The following is a 20615-nucleotide window of genomic DNA, read 5'->3' on the forward strand; positions in this document are numbered from 1 at the left end:
CTCCCGGTAGTAGCAATATGGGCCCTTTCCCGACGCCGGACCCCAGGGAAGGCCGCGGAACTCAGACCGCCGCAACAAGATCGCGCACGACGCGGGCCTGGTGGACGGAGACCCGGCGGAGGCAGCCCCGGTGATCACTGCCGCTGTCAGTCCCTCGTGCCAGGCTGTCGCCCATGAGTACTCCCGACCGCGTCATGCCACCCCTGGACGCTGACGAGCGGACCTCCCTGGCGAGCTGGCTGGACTTCTACCGCACCACCCTCGCCCAGAAGTGCGAGGGCCTCGACGACGAGCGGTTGCGTGAGGCATCCGTCGAGCCGTCGCCGATCAGCCTGCTCGGCCTTGTCCAGCACATGGCGGAGGTCGAGCGGAACTGGTTCCGTCGTGTCCTGGTTCAGGAGGACGCGCCGCCGATCTTCACCCCCGATGCCGAACCGTCGGGGCATGACGGCGGGTTCGACCTCGTCGAGGGGGCCGGCTACGAACAGGCGCTGTCGGCATGGCAGGCCGAGGTGGAGCGGGCCAGGGCGAACTGTGCCGCCCGGTCCCTCGACGACACCAGCCCGTTCATGGGCGGTCAGGTCACCCTGCGCTGGATCTACACCCACATGATCGGTGAGTACGCCCGCCACTGCGGGCACGCCGACCTCGTCCGCGAGCGCATCGACGGCCGGACGGGGGCCTGAGAGCCGGCCTGACCGGCCGGGAGAAGCTGCCCGACATGCCGGACGTGGTGAAGGTGGACTATGTGAAGCCGCACCGAAGCGGCGGTCCGGTGGGTCGCGGCGTGAGTGGGCGAGGAGGCGTGATGCGAACCAGCGACGAGATCTATCACCGGGTCCGCTGGGATCCGCGGTTCGACCCGGCCCGGTTCGTGCTGGGGATCAGCCGACGTGAGGGTGCCTGCACACGCATCCCGCTGCTTTCGTTCGTGCCCGGGGGCGACATCCCTTGGCACCGGGTGGTGTTCATCGAGGCGGACGGCGAGGTGGTCTGGGACCGGGCCATGGGCGTGGACCGCATCGATGCGTCGGGCGCCGGCCGGGCGCGGGACCCGCAGGCGGACCCGGGCTTCGACACGAGCTCCGGCAGGGGCGATCTTGTCGGCGTCCTCGACGTGCCCCCGACGGCCCGCACAGCGGTGGCCTGGATTCCGCCTGCGGAGCTGTGGCCGCCGATCCAGGACATCCGCCGGGATCACGATCCGCAGATCCACCGATGGCCGCCGCACGTCAATGTGCTCTTCGGCTTCGTGCCGGAGTCCGACTTCGAGCGGGCCGCCCCGCTGCTTGCCGCGGCGACGGCCGAGACGCCGGTCTTCACCGCCCGGCTGTACGGGGTGCGCACCTTCCGGCACAGGGCGTACTCCACCGTGTGGCTCGACCCGGCGGCAGCCGGCCAGGCGCCGTGGGCCGACCTGCACCGCATGCTGCAGCAGCGGTTCCCGCGCTGCAGTGGGCCCGCCGAGAACTTCACCCCACATCTGTCCCTGGGCCGGACCCGGGATCCGCGGCGAGTCACCGCCGACTGTGTCACCCGGCTCGACACCATGGCGGCGACAGTCCGGGAAGTCGTCCTGCTCTCACGCAGGGGCGACGGGCCGATGCGGCCACGGGCCACGGTCGCCCTGGGAACGGGCGAGGTCCGCCGGCTGCCCGAGCCCGGCCCCGGAGCGCCGGGCCCGGAGGACACGGCATGGCTCTCCGGGATCACCGACAGATGAGGCCATGGCCGGCTGGGGCAGAGCGCCGCCGGACAGCAGCTTCCCAAGGCGTTCCGACACCGCGGCGAGGTGCCGTAGCTGTCGTCGTGCGCCCGCCAGGGATTACGGGACAGCCCTCAGCCGCTGGTACGACCGCCCTCCTCGGCGAGCGTCTTGATGCCCTGGAGGGTGGTCTCCATCCCGGCACGCAGTTCCTTCAGCCGGAAGGCGATCACCTCCCGCTCCCGGTCCGGCCGGCTCTCGATGGCTGCGGTGATCCCGCTGCGGCCCGGACCGAGGCGGACCGCCTGCCGCAGCCGGGTGCCCGAACCCTCGGCCTCGATCTCGTAGCGCCAGGTCGCCATGGACCGCGCCGGGTCCAGCGTCACCTCGCCGTATCGGCCGTCCGCGTCCATGACGGCCCAGGCGAACACGCGTGGTTCGTCCGCCTCGATCACGTGGGAGACGGTCCGCCACTCGCCGAGCATCCGGTGGTGGTTGAAGCCCTCGAAGCGTGCGCCCACCACGGGCCCGTTCGCCCCGTCGAGCCAGGCGACGCACCGCAACTCCGGGCTGAACCGGGCCGGCAGGCGGATGTCCGTCACCAGCTCCCAGACCCGTGGTACGGCTGCCTCGACATGGACAACACTGTGCACGCTCGGACCATCGACGTATACCAAGGCGTCCTCCTCACACCGGAGTTGCTGATCATTCCGATCCTGGACCATGGACGCATCCTGGACCATGGACGCAACAGGCCCTGGCCCGGCTGTGCTCCCGGCGGTCCGGACAGCGCTGCTCAGGCGCCGTCACCACAGGAAACGGGCGACCTCCGAGGCCGGGAATGCGTTGTCGGTGGGAACCGATAGCGTCGGACCATGTCCAACATGGCCGTCCTCGAAGGTGTGCTTGAGCGGATCACCTACGCCAACGAGGAGAACGGGTACACGGTCGCGCGCGTCGACACGGGCCGGGGCGCGGGTGATCTGCTGACCGTCGTCGGCTCGCTGCTCGGCGCACAGGTCGGCGAGTCCCTGCGGATGGAGGGCCGCTGGAGTTCGCACTCCCAGTACGGCAAGCAGTTCACGGTGGAGAACTACACGACCGTGCTGCCCGCCACCATCCAGGGCATCCGCCGGTATCTCGGCTCCGGGCTGATCAAGGGCATCGGACCGGTGATGGCGGACCGGATCACCACGCACTTCGGTGTCGACACCCTCGACATCATCGAGCAGGAGCCGAAGCGGCTGGTCGAGGTCCCCGGGCTCGGGCCGAAGCGGACGAAGATGATCGCCGCCGCCTGGGAGGAGCAGAAGGCGATCAAGGAGGTGATGGTCTTCCTCCAGGGGGTCGGTGTCTCCACCTCCATCGCCGTCCGCATCTACAAGAAGTACGAGGACGCCTCGATCTCCGTGGTGAAGAACCAGCCCTACCGGCTGGCCGCCGACGTCTGGGGCATCGGCTTCCTCACCGCCGACAGGATCGCCCAGGCCGTCGGCATCCCGCACGACAGCCCGGAGCGGGTCAAGGCCGGTCTGCAGTACGCGCTGTCGCAATCCACCGACCAGGGACACTGCTTCCTCCCCGAGGAGCGGCTGATCGCCGACGGCGTGAAGCTGCTCCAGGTCGATACGGGGCTGGTCATCGAGTGCCTCGCGGAACTGGCCGAGGACCCGGAGGGCGTCGTACGGGAGAAGGTGCCGTCGCCCGAGGGCGGCGAACTGGTCACCGCGATCTACCTCGTGCCGTTCCACCGGGCCGAAGTCGCCCTCGCCGCCCAGGTGCAGCGGCTGCTGCGGACGCCGGAGGAGCGGATGCCGGCCTTCGCGGACGTGGACTGGGACAAGGCGCTGGCCTGGCTCGCCACACGTACGGGCGCGGATCTGGCCCCCGAACAGGAGGCCGCGGTACGGCTCGCGCTCAGCCGCAAGGTCGCCGTCCTGACCGGGGGGCCCGGCTGCGGGAAGTCGTTCACCGTCCGGTCCATCGTGGAGCTGGCCCGCGCCAAGAAGGCCAAGGTGGTACTGGCCGCGCCCACCGGGCGGGCGGCCAAGCGGCTCTCCGAGCTGACCGGGGCCGAGGCCTCCACCGTGCACCGGCTGCTCGAACTGAAGCCGGGGGGCGATGCCGCGTACGACCGGGACCGCCCGCTGGACGCCGACCTCGTCGTCGTCGACGAGGCCTCGATGCTGGATCTGCTGCTCGCCAACAAACTGCTCAAGGCCGTGGCACCCGGTGCCCATCTGCTGCTCGTCGGGGACGTCGACCAGCTGCCGTCGGTCGGCGCGGGGGAGGTGCTGCGCGATCTGCTGGCCGACGGCGGCCCCGTTCCTGCGGTCCGGCTGACCACGATCTTCCGCCAGGCCCAGCAGTCCGGAGTCGTCACCAACGCACACCGCATCAACTCCGGCGTACCGCCCCTCACCCAGGGCCTCAAGGACTTCTTCCTCTTTGTGGAGGACGAGACGGAGGACGCGGGCGTGCTCGCGGTGGATGTCGCCGCCCGCCGCATTCCGGCCAAGTTCGGGCTGGACGCGCGGCGTGACGTACAGGTCCTCGCCCCGATGCACCGCGGTCCCGCCGGCGCGGGCACACTCAACGGGCTCCTCCAGCAGGCCATCACTCCGGGCCGCCCGAACCTGCCCGAGAAGCGGTTCGGCGGCCGGGTCTTCCGGGTCGGCGACAAGGTCACGCAGATCCGCAACAACTACGACAAGGGGGAGAACGGCGTCTTCAACGGCACGGTCGGCGTCGTCACCGCCCTTGACCTGGACGAACAGAAACTGACGGTCCGCACGGACGAGGACGAGGAGATCTCCTACGACTTCGACGAGCTCGACGAGCTGGCCCACGCGTACGCCATGACGATCCACCGCTCCCAGGGCAGCGAGTACCCGGCCGTCGTCATCCCCGTCACGAAGAGCGCCTGGATGATGCTCCAGCGAAACCTGCTGTACACCGCCGTGACCAGGGCCAAGAAGCTCGTCGTGCTGGTCGGCTCGCGGCAGGCGATCGGCCAGGCGGTCCGCACAGTTTCCGCAGGCAGACGCTGTACGGCGCTGGATTACCGGCTGTCAGGGCGGCAGGGCGGAGGATCCCCGGAAAAAATGATCGATCAAATCGGTGGGAAACATCACGGAGGCCTTCCGGAACCGGAGTCAAGGGGGCAGGATGAGTAGGCTCGCGGCACTCAGTGCCGCGAGTAGGTCCAATGGACGACCCCGAGTGCACTCTCCTGAGCCAAATGGGGGAGGGTGGAGACAGTCAGGGAACCTCGAAGAAGAGGCACTACGTCGGTGAGGGATGACGTGAGCGAGCACACCAACAACGCTGTAGTACTGCGGTACGGCGACGGCGAGTACACCTACCCGGTGATCGACAGCACCGTCGGCGACAAGGGCTTCGACATCGGGAAGCTCCGGTCCAATACCGGTCTCGTGACGCTGGACAGCGGATATGGCAACACCGCAGCCTATAAATCCGCCATCACCTACCTCGACGGTGAGCAGGGCATCCTGCGCTACCGCGGTTACCCCATCGAGCAGCTCGCCGAGCGCTCCACGTTCCTTGAGGTCGCGTACACCCTCATCAACGGCGAGCTTCCCAAGGTCGACGAGCTGTCGGCCTTCAAGAACGAGATCACCCAGCACACGCTGCTGCACGAGGACGTCAAGCGGTTCTTCGACGGCTTCCCGCGCGACGCCCACCCGATGGCCATGCTGTCCTCGGTCGTCAGCGCGCTGTCCACGTTCTACCAGGACAGCCACAACCCGTTCGACGAGGAGCAGCGTCACCTCTCGACGATCCGGCTGCTGGCCAAGCTGCCGACGATCGCCGCGTACGCCTACAAGAAGTCGATCGGCCACCCCTTCGTCTACCCGCGCAACGACCTCGGGTACGTCGAGAACTTCCTGCGCATGACCTTCTCGGTCCCCGCCCAGGAGTACGACCTGGACCCGGTCGTCGTCTCCGCGCTCGACAAGCTGCTCATCCTGCACGCGGACCACGAGCAGAACTGTTCGACCTCCACCGTGCGTCTGGTCGGCTCCTCGCAGGCGAACATGTTCGCCTCGATCTCCGCCGGCATCTCGGCGCTGTGGGGTCCGCTGCACGGTGGCGCCAACCAGTCGGTGCTGGAGATGCTCGAAGGCATCCAGGCCAACGGCGGCGATGTCGACTCCTTCATCCGCAAGGTGAAGAACAAGGAGGACGGCGTCCGGCTGATGGGCTTCGGACACCGCGTGTACAAGTCCTTCGACCCGCGCGCCAAGATCATCAAGGCCGCCGCCCACGACGTGCTGTCCGCGCTCGGCAAGTCCGACGAGCTGCTCGACATCGCGCTGAAGCTGGAGGAGCACGCGCTCTCCGACGAGTACTTCGTCTCGCGCAACCTCTACCCCAACGTGGACTTCTACACGGGTCTGATCTACCGGGCCATGGGCTTCCCGACCGAGATGTTCACCGTGCTCTTCGCGCTCGGCCGGCTTCCCGGCTGGATCGCCCAGTGGCACGAGATGATCAAGGAGCCGGGTTCCCGCATCGGCCGCCCGCGTCAGATCTACACCGGTGAGGTCCTGCGCGACTTCGTCCCGGTCGAGGGTCGCTGACCTCGTACCACCCCGCACCGCCCCGGCCGTCGAGGCCGGTTGTCTTCGCCCCGTGTACCGCGCTTTCGCACAGAGCGCGGTGACCGGGGCGATTTGCATGCCCGGCCCCGTGCGGCCGCTGCCGGGTCGACAGCGAGAAGCGCCCCGCCATCGATCCCCCCACGGGCCGACAGCGAGGCGCTTCCCATATCCCCGAGCGGATTCCCCCCACGGGATCCGGCCGGGCGTCTGTGGGAGCCGAAGCTCCTGGGCGTTCCTCACCCACTGCGAACTGCGCTCTTCACTTGTACTTCCCGTGCGGTCCGCCGGGGTACGTACGCACGGGAGGGCCGCTCAAAGCTCCCCGGTGCACGTGCCCCGGCCAACGCTTGCCCGAAGCGTCCCCCAAGACACTTCGACGGACATCCCCCAAGACATCCTTGGCATCGCACTCTAAGACTCGCGAACCCACCAGATGGTTACCCTGAAACCGGTGTGATCTAAATCTCTTTGTGGAAGTTACGTGAAGGCACGCAACCGCAGGCTGTTCGTCACGACGAAGACCGATGAGAACGCCATCGCCGCTCCCGCAATCATAGGGTTGAGCAGGCCAAATGCCGCAAGGGGTAGGGCAGCAACGTTATAACCGAATGCCCAGAACAGGTTGCCCCTGATGGTGGTCAGGGTGCGCCGGGAGAGCCGGATCGCGTCTGCCGCCACCTTGAGATCTCCACGAACGAGGGTGAGATCGCTGGCCTCGATCGCGGCGTCCGTACCCGTCCCCATCGCCAGGCCGAGGTCGGCGGTGGCGAGGGCGGCCGCGTCGTTGACCCCGTCACCGACCATGGCGACGGTGCGCCCCCGGGCCCGGAGCTGCTCGATGACGTGGACCTTCCCCTCGGGCAGAACCTCGGCGTGGACCTCGTCGATCCCGACGGCGTGGGCCACGGCATCCGCCACGGCCCGGTTGTCGCCGGTCAGCAGAACGGGGCGGAGGCCGAGCCCGCGCAGCTCGGCGACGGCCGCCGCGCTCGACTCCTTGACCGCGTCGGCGACGGCGAGGACGCCGCGTGCCTGTCCGTCCCAGGCGACCGCGATCGCCGTACGGCCGCGGGCCGCCGCGTCGGCCACGGCGCCGGACAGGCTGTCGGGGACGTCGATGCCCGCGTCGGTGAGCAGCTGCGGACGGCCGACCAGTACCTGGTGCCCGTCGACCGTGCCGCGTACGCCGAGCCCCGCGACGTTGGCGAAGTCCACGGGGACGGGGAGGGGGCCGCCGATGCGTTCCGTGGCGCCGGCGGCGACGGCCTGGGCGATGGGGTGCTCGGAGGAGTGCTCCAGCGCCCCGGCCAGCCGCAGCAGCCGGCTCTCGTCGGTACCGGGTGCGGGGTGGACGTCCTGCAGGGTCATCCGGCCGGTGGTGACGGTGCCGGTCTTGTCGAGGACGATCGTGTCGATGCGATGCGTGGCCTCCAGGACCTCCGGTCCCTTGATCAGGATCCCGAGCTGGGCGCCACGGCCCGTACCGACCATGAGGGCCGTGGGAGTGGCGAGGCCGAGGGCACAGGGACAGGCGATGATCAGTACGGCGACAGCGGCGGTGAACGCGGCGGTCACGTCGTCCGTGACGAGCAGCCATGCGATCAGCGTGGCCAGGGCGAGCACCAGCACCACGGGGACGAATACCGCGGAGATCCGGTCGGCGAGGCGCTGCACCTCGGCCTTGCCGTTCTGGGCGTCCTCGACGAGCTTCGCCATCCGGGCCAGCTGCGTGTCGGCACCGACCCGGGTCGCCTTCACGACGAGCCGGCCCGAGGTGTTCACAGTGGCCCCGGTGACGGGGTCGCCCACGCCCACGTCGACCGGAACGGACTCGCCGGTGAGCATGGAGGCGTCCACGGCGCAGACGCCTCCGACGACGGTCCCGTCGGTGGCGATCTTCTCGCCGGGACGGACGACGAAACGGTCGCCCACGACGAGCCGGGCGACGGGGAGGCGTACCTCCGTACCACCCCGCAGGACGGTGACGTCCTTCGCTCCCAGGTGCATCAGCGCGCGCAGCGCGGAGCCGGCCTTCCGCTTCGACTTCGCCTCCAGGTAGCGGCCCAGCAGGATGAAGGTCACGACGCCGGCGGCGACCTCCAGGTAGAGGGTGGAGGAGGCTCCGGCGCGCGAGACGGTGAAGTCGAAGCCGTGCCGCATCCCGGTCATGCCCGCATCACCGAAGAACAGCGCCCACAGGGACCAGCCGAAGGCGGCGAGTGTGCCGACCGAGACCAGGGTGTCCATCGTGGCCGCACCGTGCCGGAGGTTGGTCCAGGTGGCGCGGTGGAAGGGCAGCCCGCCCCAGACGGTCACGGGGGCGGCGAGGGTGAGGGAGAGCCACTGCCAGTTGTCGAACTGGAGGGGCGGGACCATCGCGAGTACGACGACGGGGACGGCGAGGACGGCCGAGACGAGCAGACGTTGCCGCAGTGCGGCGAGGGCGAGGGCCGCGCTCCGTTCGGCGGGGTCGGTGCTCGGCTCGGAGAGACCGGCGGCGACTGCGGCGTCGACCCCCACTCCGGCTCCGGCTCCGGTGTCTGCCTCGGCGCCGGTCCGGAGGTCGCTGCCGGTGGCCGTCGAGTTCTCGGCGGCTCGAACGTTGGTGCTGCGTGGGCTGCCGTCCTCGGGAAGGTCCGTGACGGCGCCCGCGCGTGTGACCGGCGCGCCGCCCGAAGGGGGCGACACCGGCATGGCGGCTGACGCGGGCGTGGCCCGCGGCGGGGCGGGAGATGCCGGTTCGGGGCGGCGTACGGGCCGCGCCGTGTATCCGGTCTTCTCGACCGTGGCGATCAGATCCGTGAGGTCGATACCGGGACCGAAGGAGACGCGGGCCTTCTCGCTCGCGTAGTTGACGGTGGCGGTGACGCCGTCCATCCGATTGAGCTTCTTCTCGACACGGGCCGCGCAGGAGGCACAGGTCATCCCGCCGATCGCGAGTTCGGCCCGAGAACCTCCCGCTGCCGGGGTCTCGGCCTGTGTTGCGCTGTGCATGTCCGAACTCCTGTAACGCCGACCGGGCCGTACCCCACCAGTATCTGCTGGTGGGTCCGGCCCGGCGGTAAAGGGGGTGATACGGGTGATGCAGGTGATACGGGTGATTTCGTGTATCCGGCGTATCGGGTGTGTACCGGTGGCGTTCAGGCCTGGCCGACGAGCTCGTAGCCGGCCTCGTCGACCGCGGTGCGCACGGCGTCCTCGGTCAGCGGGGCCCGGGAGGTCACGGTCACCCGGCCGGTGGAGGCGACGGCCTTCACCGAGGTGACCCCCTCGATGCCGGAGATCTCCTCGGAGACCGCGCCTTCGCAGTGCCCGCAGGTCATGCCGGACACCTGGTACACGGTGGTCACGCCGTCCGCCGCCCGGTCGCCGGTGTCCGCGCCGTCGTGGCAGGAACCACTGGGCGAGCAGCAGGAGCCGGTGGCCTGGGGGAGCTGGGTCTCGGCGGTCATGGTGTTCTCCTCTTCGACGAGCACAAAAGGGCGTGGTGTCAGGGGTCCGGGAGGGCCGGCGTGCCCCGACAGTCATCACACTATACCCCTAGGGGGTATGAACGCGAGCTCCCCACCCTTCGCTGTGAGCGCCTCCCTGTCTGCTGCGCGCGCTCCGTGCCAGTGATCGCAGCCAGGCCAGTGCGACGAACGTGATCACGATGAGGCCGCCCACCGAGAACAGCGTGAACAGATGCTGCTGCTCCTCGGTGGGGGCCGGGATGTACCCCTGCGCGAAGAGTGCGCGGCTCAGGCCGGTGTCGGTGACCTGGGCGACCAGCCAGATCGCGATGCCGTGCATCGAGTCCCAGAGCGAGTGCAGCACGGCGACGCCGAGGTAGGTGGCGATCACGGGTGCGGCGAACCGGAAACGCCCGTTCGGTCTGCGGAAGGAGAGCAGGACACCACCGGCGATCGCCGTCCAGAGGCCGTGCCCGAACGGCGCGAGTACCCCGCGCAGTACCTCGGTCTCCAGCAGGGCGCGCAGATCGATGCCTTTCATGGTGACGGCGGCGTTGAAGACGTAGCCCGCGCTCTCGAGGGCGGCGAACCCGAATCCGACCGCCGCGCCGAGCACCAGTCCGGCTCGCATGCCGTGGATGTGGGTGTGGCGGCGGAGTACGAACATCAGCGCCGCGAGCTTCACGGCCTCCTCGATCAGCCCGACACCCAGGAACATCCAGAGCGACGGATTCAGCAGGTAGTACTCCATGACGGAGGCGCCGAGCACGCCCAGGATCCCGCCCATCAGGAAGCAGCCGAGAATGAGGTTCACCCCGAGGTCGCGGCCGTGTCGTTCGTACGCCCACAGGACGAAGGCGGCCGGGACCAGGAAGCTGCCGAGCAGGATGAGGGTCGGCAGCAGAGTGGTGTTCTGGGTGGCGTACGTGACGACCGCGGTCAGGATCCAGAGGACTGCGCCGCCCCACAGGCACCGTTTCCAGAGTCCTGGGCGCGGCTGTGGTGGCTCCGGTGGGTCCTGGGGGTGCGGTGGAACGGGTCCTGACCGCCGGCCGGAAGGGGTGGCGGGTGACGGATTGCCGGGATCGGTGTACCGGTTCATGCGTACTCCCTGCGCATATCTCCTGAATTGCCCGAATCCTATGAGGTATGGAGCTATCGGGCATTCGGGGGAGTGGGGGGCGGGGCGTCGCAGACCAGTGGCTCCAGGTGGAGCGCGAGTTCCCCGCGTCCCAGCCGAATCTGCTGCTGCTCGTGGACAGTGGCGGCGCATCGGTCGACGATCGACTCCAAGCACGCCATCGCCGACCGGCTGCCCTGGGCGGTGGGCATCATCGTCGTGGTGACGCTGTTCCTGGCCTTCCTGCTCACCGGAAGTGTGCTGATCCCCCTTCAGACGGTCGTGCTCAACGCGCTGAGTCTCACGGCGATGTTTCCCGGATCAAGGAGGAATACGACCGCACCGGGGAGCACGAGCGGTCGGTGACCTTCGGGCTGCGGCACACCGGTGGGCTGATCACCGCGGCAGCCGTGGTCCTGGCGGTGGTGATGGTCGCCATCGGCACCTCACGGGTGACCAACACCAAGATGCTGGGCCTCGGTATCGCGCTGGCCGTGCTGATGGACGCCATGGTGGTGCGCAGCCTGCTGGTTCCTTCCGTGATGAAGCTGATGGGATCCGCGCGGCTGCCCGGCTGCCCGTGGCGCAGGTGATCGTCGTCGAACCGTCGAAGGGCGGTCGCACGCCCCGGTGAAGGAGTGGGGTCCCGTGCGGCGGCGGGTGGGGACCGCTCGCCGTACGGGACCGGAGGCAATCAGTGACCGCGCCCTCTGTTGCCGGGTCTTGAAGCGACCCAGGCACGGATGGTGTCCGCGTACCAGTAGGGCTTGCCGCCCTCCACATGGTCGGGTGGTGGGAGGTGACCGTGTTTGCGGTAGGAGCGGACGGTGTCCGGCTGCACCCGGATGTGCGCGGCAATGTCCTTGTAGGACCAGAGTCTTCTGTCCGTCATAAGTGACACCTCTCTGCACTGCGGCGGCAGCCGGGGGAGGCCGCCGGGGGAGCCGCGGTATCGACGCTGACGATCACTCAGTCAGTGCCCGGTGCAACGAAACGGAGTGAGTTCCGGGGAGGGGCTGTCGAGCGCCTGTGACGAAAGCCCCGCGTACCGAAGACACCTGTGACGAGAGATGGATCTCTGTGACAGAAGGAGCACATGGTGTTCGAGGGATTACGGGACAACCCCTTGGCGAGAGGAGTCCGGCGACCGGAGTCACGACGGCGGATAGGGGAGAGGGGTGGTGCGACTCGGCCCCGCGTGCCAGAGCGCCGACCAGGTGGCCGGGGAGACCAGGCCGTTCGGTGCGAGCGGCGGGTGGTCCGCCTGGAAGCGCTGCACGGCGAGGAGGGTCTGCGGTCCGAACGTTCCGTCGAGCGCGGACCACGGCAGATAGTGGCGGTTGGCCAGCATGCACTGCACCTGGGAGACCCGCTCGCCCCGCTCCCCGAAGAAGGTCGGCCCGTCGCCGTCGTAGAAGGCGCAGACCGGGCTGGAGCCGGGCGGTGGCGGCGGGTTGTGCGCGTCGGCGGCGGCTCCCGGGGCCGTGGCGAGGGCGGCGGCCAGGACGATCGCGGCCAGGGCCGGGGCCCCGGCCGTCCTGCGGAACGACAGCATCTTTCGGATCATGGCGAGTTGCTCCTCGTGCGGTGGCGGGGCGTTCGGCGGCGGGCGCGGCCGGGACCGCGTACCGGCGTCTCGTCGAGCACAACACCGCGCGCCGTCACTTCGTCACTTCCCGGGATCGTTCGGCGTGTCCGGGCTCCGGCCGGGGCCGTCGGCGCGCGGGGCACCGCAGGAGCGGAGGAAGTCCCGGGTGCGGCGGGCGATGGGGAGGGGCTTGTCGGGCGGGCACGGATACATGTCCTGTTCGACGATGGCGAAGAGGTCCACGTCCAGTTTGCGGGCGGCGGCGAGTACGGGTTCCAGTGCGGGTACCCCGCCCGGCGGTTCGCACATCACGCCGCGTGCCACGGCCGGCCCGAACGGCACCTCGTGCGCCACGACTTCGGCCAGGATCTCCGGGTCGACCTGCTTGAGGTGCAGATAGCCGATCCGTTCGCCGTAGGTCTCGATCAGCTCGACGCTGTCACCGCCGCAGTAGGCGTAGTGACCGGTGTCGAGGCAGAGCGAGACCAGGTCGGGATCGGTGGCGTCGAGGAAGCGGCTGACGTTCTCCTCGCCGTCGATGTGCGTGTCGGCATGCGGATGGACGACGATGCGCAACCCGAAGCGTTCCCGCACCTCGCGGCCCAGCCGTTCCGTCTGGGTGGTGAGGTGACGCCACTGCTCCGCGGTCAGGCTGCGGTCCTCCAGGATCTCGCCCGTCCGGTCGTCGCGCCAGAACGACGGGATGACCACCAGATGCCCGGCACCCATCGCCCGGGTGAGTGCCGCGATGTCGGCGACATGCGCCCAGGTCCGGTCCCAGACGTCGGGTCCATGGTGCAATCCGGTGAAAACGGTCCCGGCCGAGACCGTGAGTCCGCGGCGGCCGGTCTCGTCGGCGAGGCGGGCCGGGTCGGTCGGGAGATAGCCGTACGGGCCGAGTTCGATCCACTCGTAACCCGCCGCGGAGACCTCGTCGAGGAAGCGCTGCCAGGGCACTTGCCGGGGATCGTCGGGGAACCACACCCCCCACGAGTCGGGTGCCGAACCGATACGGATACGGGCCGGAGCCAATGCGGAGGAGGTCATGCCGTCCAGCCTCCCGGCCCCGGGGGTGAGTGTCAATCATTCGTCCTTATGTCCGGACAAAGCATTGACAGGGTTCCGGGCGAGGGCTAGACCTGGGAACAGCCGCCCCGGTCGCCGGTCGAAGGGATGCGTATGCCTGAGCAGTACGACGTGATCACCATGGGCCGGATCGGCGTGGACCTCTACCCCCTGCAGACCGGTCTGCCGCTGGCCGGGGTCGACACCTTCGGGAAGTTCCTCGGTGGTTCACCCACCAATGTCGCCGTCGCGGCGGCCCGGCTCGGGCGACGGACGGCGGTGGTGACGCGCACCGGCCGGGACCCCTTCGGGGAGTATCTGCACCACCAGTTGCGGGAGTTCGGGGTCGATGACCGGTGGGTGACGCCCGTCGACGCCTGGCCGACACCCCTCACCTTCTGCGAGCTCTTCCCGCCCGACGACTTCCCGCTCTACTTCTACCGGCAGCCCAAGGCCCCCGATCTGGAGATCCATGCGTCCGAACTGGACCTCGACGCGGTGCGGTCCGCCCGGGTCTTCTGGATGACGGGCACCGGTCTGTGCGCCGAGCCGAGCCGTACCGCGACCCTCGCCGCACTCCGCGCCCGGGACCGGTCCGGCATCACCGTCTTCGACCTCGACTGGCGCCCGATGTTCTGGGACACCACGAAGGATCCCGCGTCCCGCCCCGCCCCGGCCGTCCGCTACCGGGAGGCCCTCGCCCATGCCACCGTCGCCGTCGGCAACCTCGACGAGTGCGAGATCGCGACGGGCGAGCGCGAACCCTACGCGGCCGCCCGCGCCCTGATCGCCGCGGGCATCGAACTGGCCGTCGTCAAGCGGGGCCCCAAGGGCGTCCTGGCCGTCCATCGCGACGGCACGGTGGCCGATGTGCCGCCGCTGCCCGTCGAGGTCGTCAACGGCCTGGGCGCCGGTGACGCCTTCGGCGGGGCGCTCTGCCACGGACTGCTCGCCGGCTGGGAGACGGAGCGCGTCATGCGGTACGCCAACGCGGCCGGCGCGATCGTCGCCTCCCGGCTCGCCTGCTCCTCCGCGATGCCGTTCCCGCACGAAGTCGAAACGGCCCTGGCCGAAGGCGCCGTCGCCTCCCGTCCCACCGGAGCCACTCCATGACGCCCGCGGCCTCCTCGGTCTCCGAACTCGTCCACCTGCGCGTGCGCCACCCCGAGGCCGTCGCGGAGGCCGCGGCGCGGCGCCGCCGCCGCCCCCTCGTCGGCAGCGGCGGACGCCTGATGATCATCGCGGCGGACCATCCGGCCCGTGGCTCCCTGGCCGTCGGCGACCGCGAACTGGCCATGGCCAACCGCTTCGAACTCCTGGAACGGCTCCGCCTCGCCCTCTCCCGTCCCGGCGTGGACGGAGTCCTGGCCACCGCCGACATCCTCGACGACCTGCTGCTCCTCGGCGCGCTGGAGAACAAGGTCGTCATAGGCTCGATGAACCGCGGCGGGCTCGCGGGCGCGGCCTTCGAGCTCGACGACCGTTTCACCGGCCACCGCCCCGAGGACCTCGCCCGTCTGCGCTTCGACGCGGGCAAACTGCTGCTCCGTATCGACTACGACGACCCCGGCTCGCTCGACACCATGCACGCCACCGCGCGTGCCATCGACGCCATGGCCGCGCACCGGCTGCCGGTCTTCGTCGAGCCGTTCCTCTGCCGCCGCGCGGACGGCCATGTCCGCAACGACCTCGGTGCTGAGGCGGTCACCACCTCGATCGCCATCGCCTCGGGGCTCGCCGGGACGTCCGCGTACACCTGGCTCAAGGTTCCCGTCACGGAGAACCCCGACGACATGGCCCGGGTGATGGAGGCCTCCACGCTGCCCGCCGTGCTGCTGGGCGGCGAGGTGCGCGACGACCTGGACGGCGCGTTCGAGAAGTGGCGCACGGCGCTGCGACTGCCCACCGTCCAGGGCCTGGTGGTGGGGCGTTCGCTGCTCTACCCGGCCGACGGAAAGGTGGCGGAAGCCGTCGACACGGCCGTGTCGCTGCTGGAGCCGAGAGAAACGAGCGAGAGCCCGGCACGGGGTAGGGAGTGGGTATGACGACGGACGAAGAACCGCGGTACCACCTCCGCGCCGGAAGCACGGCGAGCGGGCCCTATGCCCTCGACATCGATCCGGAGCGGGCCGGCTGGGACCGGTCGAGCCTGCGTGTGCTGGAGCTGGGACCGGGCGGAATTCACACGCTCGTCACCGGGGAGAGCGAGTGGATCGTTCTGCCGTTGACCGGTGGCTGTACGGTGCACACCTCAGGTGAGATCTTTGAACTGCTGGGCCGGGAAAGCGTGTTCAGCGGGGTGTCCGACTTCGCGTACGTCCCGCGTGACGCCCATGCACAGATCGCCTCCGGCGCAGGAGGCCGCTTCGCCCTGGCAGGAGCGAAGTGCGAGCGACGACTCCCCGCTCGCTACGGCCCCGCGCCGGAGGTACCCGTGGAGCTGCGCGGCACCGGGAACTGCTCCCGTCAGGTCAACAACTTCGCCGCGGCCGACACCTTCGAGTGCGACCGGCTGATCGCCGTCGAGGTCCTCACCCCGGGTGGCAACTGGTCGTCCTACCCACCGCACAAGCACGACGAGGACCGCCCCGGAATCGAGTCCGTGCTGGAGGAGATCTACTACTTCGAGGTGGCGGACGACGGGCTCGGCTACCACCGGGTGTCGCCGTCGAGGGACGGCGGTACGGACGTCCTCGCCGAGGTCCGCAGCGGTGACACGGTGCTCATCCCCGACGGCTGGCACGGCCCGTCCATCGCGGCCCCCGGCCGCACGCTGTACTACCTCAATGTGATGGCGGGCCCGGGCGAGCAGCGGGAGTGGCTGATCAGCGACCACCCCGACCACCGCTGGATCCGTGACACCTGGCCCGCGCAGCCGGTGGACCCCAGACTGCCGCTGTACGGGACGGTCCCGCCGCACGGTTCGGAGGCGAGCTCATGAGCGCACCACGCACCCGCAGGCTGACCACCGCCCAGGCCCTGGTGTCCTTCCTCTCCCGCCAGTACACCGAGCGCGACGGCCGACGACAGCGCCTGATCGGCGCCACCTGGGGCATCTTCGGCCATGGCAACGTCGCCGGGATCGGTCAGGCCCTCATCGAGTCGGGCCGCGCGATGCCCTATCTCCAGGGCCGCAACGAGCAGGCCATGGTGCACGCCGCCGTCGGCTACGCCCGGCAGTCCGGCAGGCTCTCCGCGCACGCCGTCACCACCTCCATCGGCCCCGGCGCCACCAACCTCGTCACCGGCGCCGCCCTCGCCACCATCAACCACCTCCCCGTCCTCCTCCTGCCCGGGGACACCTTCGCGACCCGGCCCGCCGACCCCGTGCTCCAGCAGCTCGAAGTCCCGTCCGCCGGCGACCTCTCGGTCAACGACTGCCTGCGCCCCGTCTCCCGCTGCTTCGACCGGATCACCCGCCCCGAGGCCCTGATCCCGGCGGCCCTCCAGGCCATGCGAACCCTGAGCGACCCGGCGGAGACCGGCGCGGTCACCCTCGCGCTGCCGCAGGACGTGCAGGCCGAGGCGTACGACTGGCCGGAGGAGTTCTTCGCCGAGCGCGTCTGGTACGTACGCCGCCCCGCTCCCGATCCGTACGAGCTCGACCGGGCCGTACGAGCCGTGCGCGGCGCCCGTCGGCCACTGATCGTGGCGGGCGGCGGCATCCATCACAGCGCGGCGGAGGAGACCTTGGCCGCGTTCGCCGCCGCCACCCGTATCCCCGTCGCCTCGACCCAGGCCGGCAAGGGTTCCCTGCGCCACGACCATCCCGCGGACGTCGGAGGCATCGGCCACACCGGCACCGCGACCGCCGACGAGCTGGCCCGCACCGCCGACCTGGTCATCGGTATCGGCACCCGCTACTCCGACTTCACCACGGCCTCCGCCACGCTCTTCTCGAACCCGGCGGTCCGCTTCGTCAACCTCAACATCACCGGCTTCGACGCCCACAAACTCGGCGCGCTGCCGCTCGTCGCCGACGCCCGCACCGCCCTCGAAGCCCTCACCGCCGCGCTCGCCGCACGCAACCACCGCGTCGACCCGTCCTACGAGACCGAGTACACCGAGGCCAAGGAGGAATGGGAGCGGCGCGTCACCGCCGCGTTCACCGCCGACGACCCGGACGCCCGCCCCACCCAGGCCCAGGTCCTGGGCCTCCTCGACACCCTGGTCACCGAGGACGACATCCTGATCAACGCGGCCGGTTCGCTCCCCGGCGACCTGCACAAGCTCTGGCGGGCCCGCTCCCCGCACCAGTACCACGTCGAGTACGGCTACTCCTGCATGGGCTACGAGATCCCGGCCGCGATCGGGGTCCAGCTGGCCGCCCCCGGCCGCCCCGTCTGGGCGCTGGTCGGCGACGGCACGTACCTGATGAATCCCACCGAGATCGTCACCGCGGTGCAGCAGGAGCTCCCGGTGAAGCTGGTCGTCCTCCAGAACCACGGCTACGCGTCCATCGGCTCCCTCTCCGAGGCGGTCGGCGGCGAGCGCTTCGGCACGGCCTACCGCCACCGGGCCGCGGACGGCACCTTCACCGGCCCCCCGCTCCCCGTCGACCTCGCGGCCAACGCAGGCTCGCTGGGGATGCGGGTGCTCCGTGCCAAGACCGTGCGTGACCTGCGCGAAGCCCTGGTCGAGGCGCGCGCGGCGGACTGTCCCACTTGTGTCTACGTCGAGACCGAAACGCCAGACACAGTGTCGGGCCCCCCTCCGGCGCAGGCGTGGTGGGATGTTCCCGTAGCCGAAACGGCCACCCGGCCGTCGGCCGTGAAAGCCCGCGAAGAGTACGACCGACACGTCGCCGACCGACGCCGCCACCTCTGAAGACGCCACTGAAGGAGTTCTGTCATGAAGACCGTCAACCACTGGATCGGTGGCAAGACCGTCGAGGGCGCGTCCGGCAACTACGGCCCGGTCACCGACCCGGCCACCGGCTCCGTCACCACGCAGGTCGCGCTCGCCTCCCTCGAAGAGGTCGACGCGGCGGTCGCCGCCGCCAAGGACGCCTACGCCACCTGGGGCACGTCCTCGCTGGCCACCCGCACCGCGATCCTCTTCCGCTACCGCGCGCTGCTGGACGCCCACCGCGACGAGATCGCCGCGCTGATCACCGCCGAGCACGGCAAGGTGCACTCGGACGCGCTGGGCGAGGTCGCCCGCGGTCTGGAGATCGTCGAGCTGGCCTGCGGCATCACCACCCAGCTCAAGGGCGAGCTGTCCACGCAGGTCTCCAGCCGGGTCGACGTCTCCGCGATCCGCCAGTCGCTCGGTGTCGTCGCCGGCATCACCCCGTTCAACTTCCCGGCCATGGTGCCGATGTGGATGTTCCCGCTCGCCGTCGCCTGCGGAAACACCTTTGTGCTCAAGCCCAGCGAGAAGGACCCCTCGGCCGCCAACCTGCTGGCCGAGCTGGCCTCCGAGGCCGGTCTGCCGGACGGTGTGCTGAACGTCCTGCACGGTGACAAGGTCGCCGTCGACGGGCTCCTCGCCCACCCCGACGTGGCCGCGGTCTCCTTCGTGGGCTCCACCCCGATCGCCCGCTACATCCACACGACCGCGACCGCCAACGGCAAGCGCGTCCAGGCGCTCGGCGGCGCGAAGAACCACATGCTGGTGCTGCCGGACGCGGACCTCGACGCAGCGGCCGACGCCGCCGTCTCCGCCGCGTACGGCTCCGCCGGTGAGCGCTGCATGGCGATCTCCGCCGTCGTCGCGGTCGGCTCCATCGCCGACGAGCTCGTCGCCAAGATCAAGGAGCGCGCCGAGAAGATCAAGATCGGTCCCGGCAACGACCCGACGTCCGAGATGGGCCCGCTGATCACCGCCGCCCACCGCGACAAGGTCGCCTCCTACGTCACGGGCGCGGCCGCCCAGGGCGCCGATGTCGTCCTCGACGGCACGGGCTTCACGGTCGACGGCTTCGAGGACGGCCACTGGATCGGCCTCTCCCTCCTCGACAACGTCTCCACCGACTCGGACGCGTACAAGGACGAGATCTTCGGCCCGGTCCTGTGCGTCCTGCGCACCGAGACGTACGAGGAGGGCGTCGCCCTCATGAACGCCTCGCCGTTCGGCAACGGCACCGCGATCTTCACCCGCGACGGCGGCGCCGCCCGCCGCTTCCAGCTGGAGATCGAGGCCGGCATGGTCGGCGTCAACGTGCCGATCCCGGTGCCGGTCGGCTACCACTCCTTCGGTGGCTGGAAGGACTCCCTCTTCGGCGACCACCACATCTACGGCAACGACGGCGTGCACTTCTACACCCGCGGCAAGGTCGTCACCACCCGCTGGCCGGACCCGGCCGACGCCCCGGCGGGCGTGGACCTGGGCTTCCCCCGTAACCACTGACCCGCAGCCCCACCCGACGGCCCGTACGGACGCTGTGTCCGTACGGGCCGTCGCATGTCCGCCGCACCCCCGCGCTGACGTGTCGCTGACGGCGCGGGCACATGGCCGTACCGCCGGTCCGACGGCGCTGGACTGCCCTCGTGCTCGTCGACTGGAATGGATCCGGCACCCACGAAGCGCGGTACCGGGGGCTCTTGCGGAGGCTCGACGTGGTGGAGGCGATGGCAGTGAGTGCGGTGGACGAACGCCCTTCGGGGCCCGAGACGGTGGGCGCCACCACGGTCGTGGAGGACCTGCTCGATCTCGCCCGGTCCGAGCGGCGGCAGGCCTTGGAGGACCTCGTCGTCGCCGAGTTCAAGATCGCGCTCCTCATGGAGGACGATGACGAACTCCCCATGGACGAGAGCTACTTCGACCTGGGGCTCACCTCGCTGACGATCACCGATCTGAAGCAGAGCCTGGAGTCGATGATCGGGCACGAACTCAGCGCGAACCTGCTGTTCAACAGCCCCACCGTGGGCCAGCTGATGGACCACATCTGCGACGAGCTGCTCCCCGGCCTGTTCCGCCCCGCGCGCGCGTCCGCGCCCGGCGCCGGAACCGCGTCCGGCGCCGCCCCCGGCCGCCGCGCCGCCGCCCCCGCCGACCCCTCGGCGGACGATCTGGTCGACGAAGCCCTCAAGAACCTCTACCAGGGACAGGGGTAGCA

Annotated in this window: 17 protein-coding genes and 1 pseudogene; 11 read left to right on the forward strand and 7 right to left on the reverse strand. The window is 70.0% G+C overall.

All coding sequences use genetic code 11. The features are described from left to right. Positions 1–173: 173 nt before the first annotated feature. Both ACF1B9_RS10740 and ACF1B9_RS10745 read left to right on the forward strand, forming a co-directional pair. Entirely contained in the window at positions 174–686 is a 513-nt protein-coding gene (locus ACF1B9_RS10740; protein ID WP_391740959.1) for a DinB family protein, read from the forward strand. A 122-nt stretch (positions 687–808) separates the two neighbouring features. Beyond that, entirely contained in the window at positions 809–1723 is a 915-nt protein-coding gene (locus ACF1B9_RS10745) for an RNA repair domain-containing protein (RefSeq protein WP_391740958.1), read from the forward strand. 116 nt (positions 1724–1839) lie between these two features. On the opposite strand, the gene ACF1B9_RS10750 is transcribed toward ACF1B9_RS10745, so the two are convergent. Then, complete coding sequence (locus ACF1B9_RS10750) at positions 1840–2358, reverse strand: SRPBCC family protein (protein WP_391740957.1); 519 nt, start codon at positions 2356–2358, stop codon at positions 1840–1842. Positions 2359–2580: 222 nt separating this feature from the next. Here ACF1B9_RS10750 and ACF1B9_RS10755 point away from each other — a divergent pair, with 222 nt between their 5' ends. Together ACF1B9_RS10755 and ACF1B9_RS10760 are read left to right on the forward strand one after the other, a co-directional pair. Beyond that, positions 2581–4881: an ATP-dependent RecD-like DNA helicase gene (locus tag ACF1B9_RS10755; RefSeq protein ID WP_391740956.1), complete on the forward strand. Its 2301-nt coding sequence runs from the start codon at positions 2581–2583 to the stop codon at positions 4879–4881. Between the two features lie 129 nt (positions 4882–5010). Beyond that, positions 5011–6309: a citrate synthase gene (locus tag ACF1B9_RS10760; RefSeq protein ID WP_361439705.1), complete on the forward strand. Its 1299-nt coding sequence runs from the start codon at positions 5011–5013 to the stop codon at positions 6307–6309. 498 nt (positions 6310–6807) lie between these two features. Here ACF1B9_RS10760 and ACF1B9_RS10765 read toward each other — a convergent pair whose 3' ends face one another. The 3 genes from ACF1B9_RS10765 to ACF1B9_RS10775 form a co-directional block, all read right to left on the reverse strand. Then, complete coding sequence (locus ACF1B9_RS10765; protein ID WP_391740955.1) at positions 6808–9324, reverse strand: heavy metal translocating P-type ATPase; 2517 nt, start codon at positions 9322–9324, stop codon at positions 6808–6810. Positions 9325–9470: 146 nt separating this feature from the next. Continuing rightward, positions 9471–9782 carry a heavy-metal-associated domain-containing protein gene (locus ACF1B9_RS10770; RefSeq protein WP_391740954.1) on the reverse strand — a complete coding sequence of 104 codons (312 nt, stop codon included), beginning with the start codon at positions 9780–9782 and terminating at the stop codon, positions 9471–9473. Between the two features lie 88 nt (positions 9783–9870). Further along, the gene (locus ACF1B9_RS10775) at positions 9871–10884 is read right to left on the reverse strand and encodes a PrsW family intramembrane metalloprotease (RefSeq protein ID WP_391740953.1); all 1014 of its coding nucleotides are present in this window, start codon (positions 10882–10884) and stop codon (positions 9871–9873) included. A gap of 180 nt (positions 10885–11064) precedes the next feature. Between ACF1B9_RS10775 and ACF1B9_RS10780 the strand changes: the two are divergent. Then, positions 11065–11465 (forward strand): annotated as a pseudogene (locus tag ACF1B9_RS10780) (MMPL family transporter); the annotation flags it as partial. A gap of 131 nt (positions 11466–11596) precedes the next feature. On the opposite strand, the gene ACF1B9_RS10785 reads toward ACF1B9_RS10780, so the two are convergent. The 3 genes from ACF1B9_RS10785 to ACF1B9_RS10795 form a co-directional block, all read right to left on the reverse strand. Then, on the reverse strand, positions 11597–11794 hold the full coding sequence (locus tag ACF1B9_RS10785) for a MerR family transcriptional regulator (protein ID WP_351080521.1): 198 nt from the start codon (positions 11792–11794) through the stop codon (positions 11597–11599). Between the two features lie 261 nt (positions 11795–12055). Then, on the reverse strand, positions 12056–12469 hold the full coding sequence (locus ACF1B9_RS10790; RefSeq protein WP_391740952.1) for a peptidoglycan-binding protein: 414 nt from the start codon (positions 12467–12469) through the stop codon (positions 12056–12058). A 102-nt stretch (positions 12470–12571) separates the two neighbouring features. Continuing rightward, on the reverse strand, positions 12572–13537 hold the full coding sequence (locus tag ACF1B9_RS10795; RefSeq protein ID WP_391740951.1) for a sugar phosphate isomerase/epimerase family protein: 966 nt from the start codon (positions 13535–13537) through the stop codon (positions 12572–12574). Between the two features lie 132 nt (positions 13538–13669). Here ACF1B9_RS10795 and iolC point away from each other — a divergent pair, with 132 nt between their 5' ends. The 6 genes from iolC to ACF1B9_RS10825 all read left to right on the forward strand — a co-directional run bounded on the left by iolC (position 13670) and on the right by ACF1B9_RS10825 (position 20613). Beyond that, the gene (gene iolC, locus ACF1B9_RS10800; RefSeq protein ID WP_391740950.1) at positions 13670–14668 is read left to right on the forward strand and encodes a 5-dehydro-2-deoxygluconokinase; all 999 of its coding nucleotides are present in this window, start codon (positions 13670–13672) and stop codon (positions 14666–14668) included. Beyond that, positions 14665–15600, forward strand: a complete 936-nt coding sequence (locus tag ACF1B9_RS10805; protein WP_391740949.1) for a deoxyribose-phosphate aldolase — start codon at positions 14665–14667, stop codon at positions 15598–15600. Before iolC ends, ACF1B9_RS10805 begins: the two co-directional genes overlap by 4 nt. Further along, positions 15597–16496, forward strand: coding sequence for a 5-deoxy-glucuronate isomerase (iolB, locus tag ACF1B9_RS10810; protein WP_391740948.1), 900 nt, complete (start codon positions 15597–15599; stop codon positions 16494–16496). Before ACF1B9_RS10805 ends, iolB begins: the two co-directional genes overlap by 4 nt. After that, on the forward strand, positions 16493–18382 hold the full coding sequence (gene iolD, locus ACF1B9_RS10815; protein WP_391740947.1) for a 3D-(3,5/4)-trihydroxycyclohexane-1,2-dione acylhydrolase (decyclizing): 1890 nt from the start codon (positions 16493–16495) through the stop codon (positions 18380–18382). The genes iolB and iolD overlap by 4 nt, the downstream gene beginning before the upstream one ends. Before the next feature lie 24 nt (positions 18383–18406). Next, positions 18407–19906, forward strand: coding sequence for a CoA-acylating methylmalonate-semialdehyde dehydrogenase (locus ACF1B9_RS10820; RefSeq protein ID WP_391740946.1), 1500 nt, complete (start codon positions 18407–18409; stop codon positions 19904–19906). Positions 19907–20127: 221 nt separating this feature from the next. Continuing rightward, entirely contained in the window at positions 20128–20613 is a 486-nt protein-coding gene (locus tag ACF1B9_RS10825) for an acyl carrier protein (RefSeq protein WP_391740945.1), read from the forward strand. Positions 20614–20615 lie beyond the last annotated feature (2 nt).

This window comes from Streptomyces sp. NPDC014727, assembly GCF_043083485.1.
Taxonomy (GTDB): Bacteria; Actinomycetota; Actinomycetes; order Streptomycetales; family Streptomycetaceae; genus Streptomyces.

Bases quoted from the DNA above. Each gene is read 5' to 3' on its own strand.
- ACF1B9_RS10740 (WP_391740959.1), top strand. From the start codon at position 174: ATGAGTACTCCCGACCGCGTCATGCCACCCCTGGACGCTGACGAGCGG.
- ACF1B9_RS10755 (WP_391740956.1), top strand. From the start codon at position 2,581: ATGTCCAACATGGCCGTCCTCGAAGGTGTGCTTGAGCGGATCACCTAC.
- iolD (WP_391740947.1), top strand. From the start codon at position 16,493: ATGAGCGCACCACGCACCCGCAGGCTGACCACCGCCCAGGCCCTGGTG.
- ACF1B9_RS10805 (WP_391740949.1), top strand. From the start codon at position 14,665: ATGACGCCCGCGGCCTCCTCGGTCTCCGAACTCGTCCACCTGCGCGTG.
- iolB (WP_391740948.1), top strand. From the start codon at position 15,597: ATGACGACGGACGAAGAACCGCGGTACCACCTCCGCGCCGGAAGCACG.
- ACF1B9_RS10770 (WP_391740954.1), bottom strand. From the start codon at position 9,782: ATGACCGCCGAGACCCAGCTCCCCCAGGCCACCGGCTCCTGCTGCTCG.
- ACF1B9_RS10820 (WP_391740946.1), top strand. From the start codon at position 18,407: ATGAAGACCGTCAACCACTGGATCGGTGGCAAGACCGTCGAGGGCGCG.
- ACF1B9_RS10795 (WP_391740951.1), bottom strand. From the start codon at position 13,537: ATGACCTCCTCCGCATTGGCTCCGGCCCGTATCCGTATCGGTTCGGCA.
- ACF1B9_RS10775 (WP_391740953.1), bottom strand. From the start codon at position 10,884: ATGAACCGGTACACCGATCCCGGCAATCCGTCACCCGCCACCCCTTCC.
- ACF1B9_RS10790 (WP_391740952.1), bottom strand. From the start codon at position 12,469: ATGATCCGAAAGATGCTGTCGTTCCGCAGGACGGCCGGGGCCCCGGCC.
- ACF1B9_RS10785 (WP_351080521.1), bottom strand. From the start codon at position 11,794: ATGACGGACAGAAGACTCTGGTCCTACAAGGACATTGCCGCGCACATC.
- ACF1B9_RS10825 (WP_391740945.1), top strand. From the start codon at position 20,128: ATGGCAGTGAGTGCGGTGGACGAACGCCCTTCGGGGCCCGAGACGGTG.
- iolC (WP_391740950.1), top strand. From the start codon at position 13,670: ATGCCTGAGCAGTACGACGTGATCACCATGGGCCGGATCGGCGTGGAC.
- ACF1B9_RS10745 (WP_391740958.1), top strand. From the start codon at position 809: ATGCGAACCAGCGACGAGATCTATCACCGGGTCCGCTGGGATCCGCGG.
- ACF1B9_RS10765 (WP_391740955.1), bottom strand. From the start codon at position 9,324: ATGCACAGCGCAACACAGGCCGAGACCCCGGCAGCGGGAGGTTCTCGG.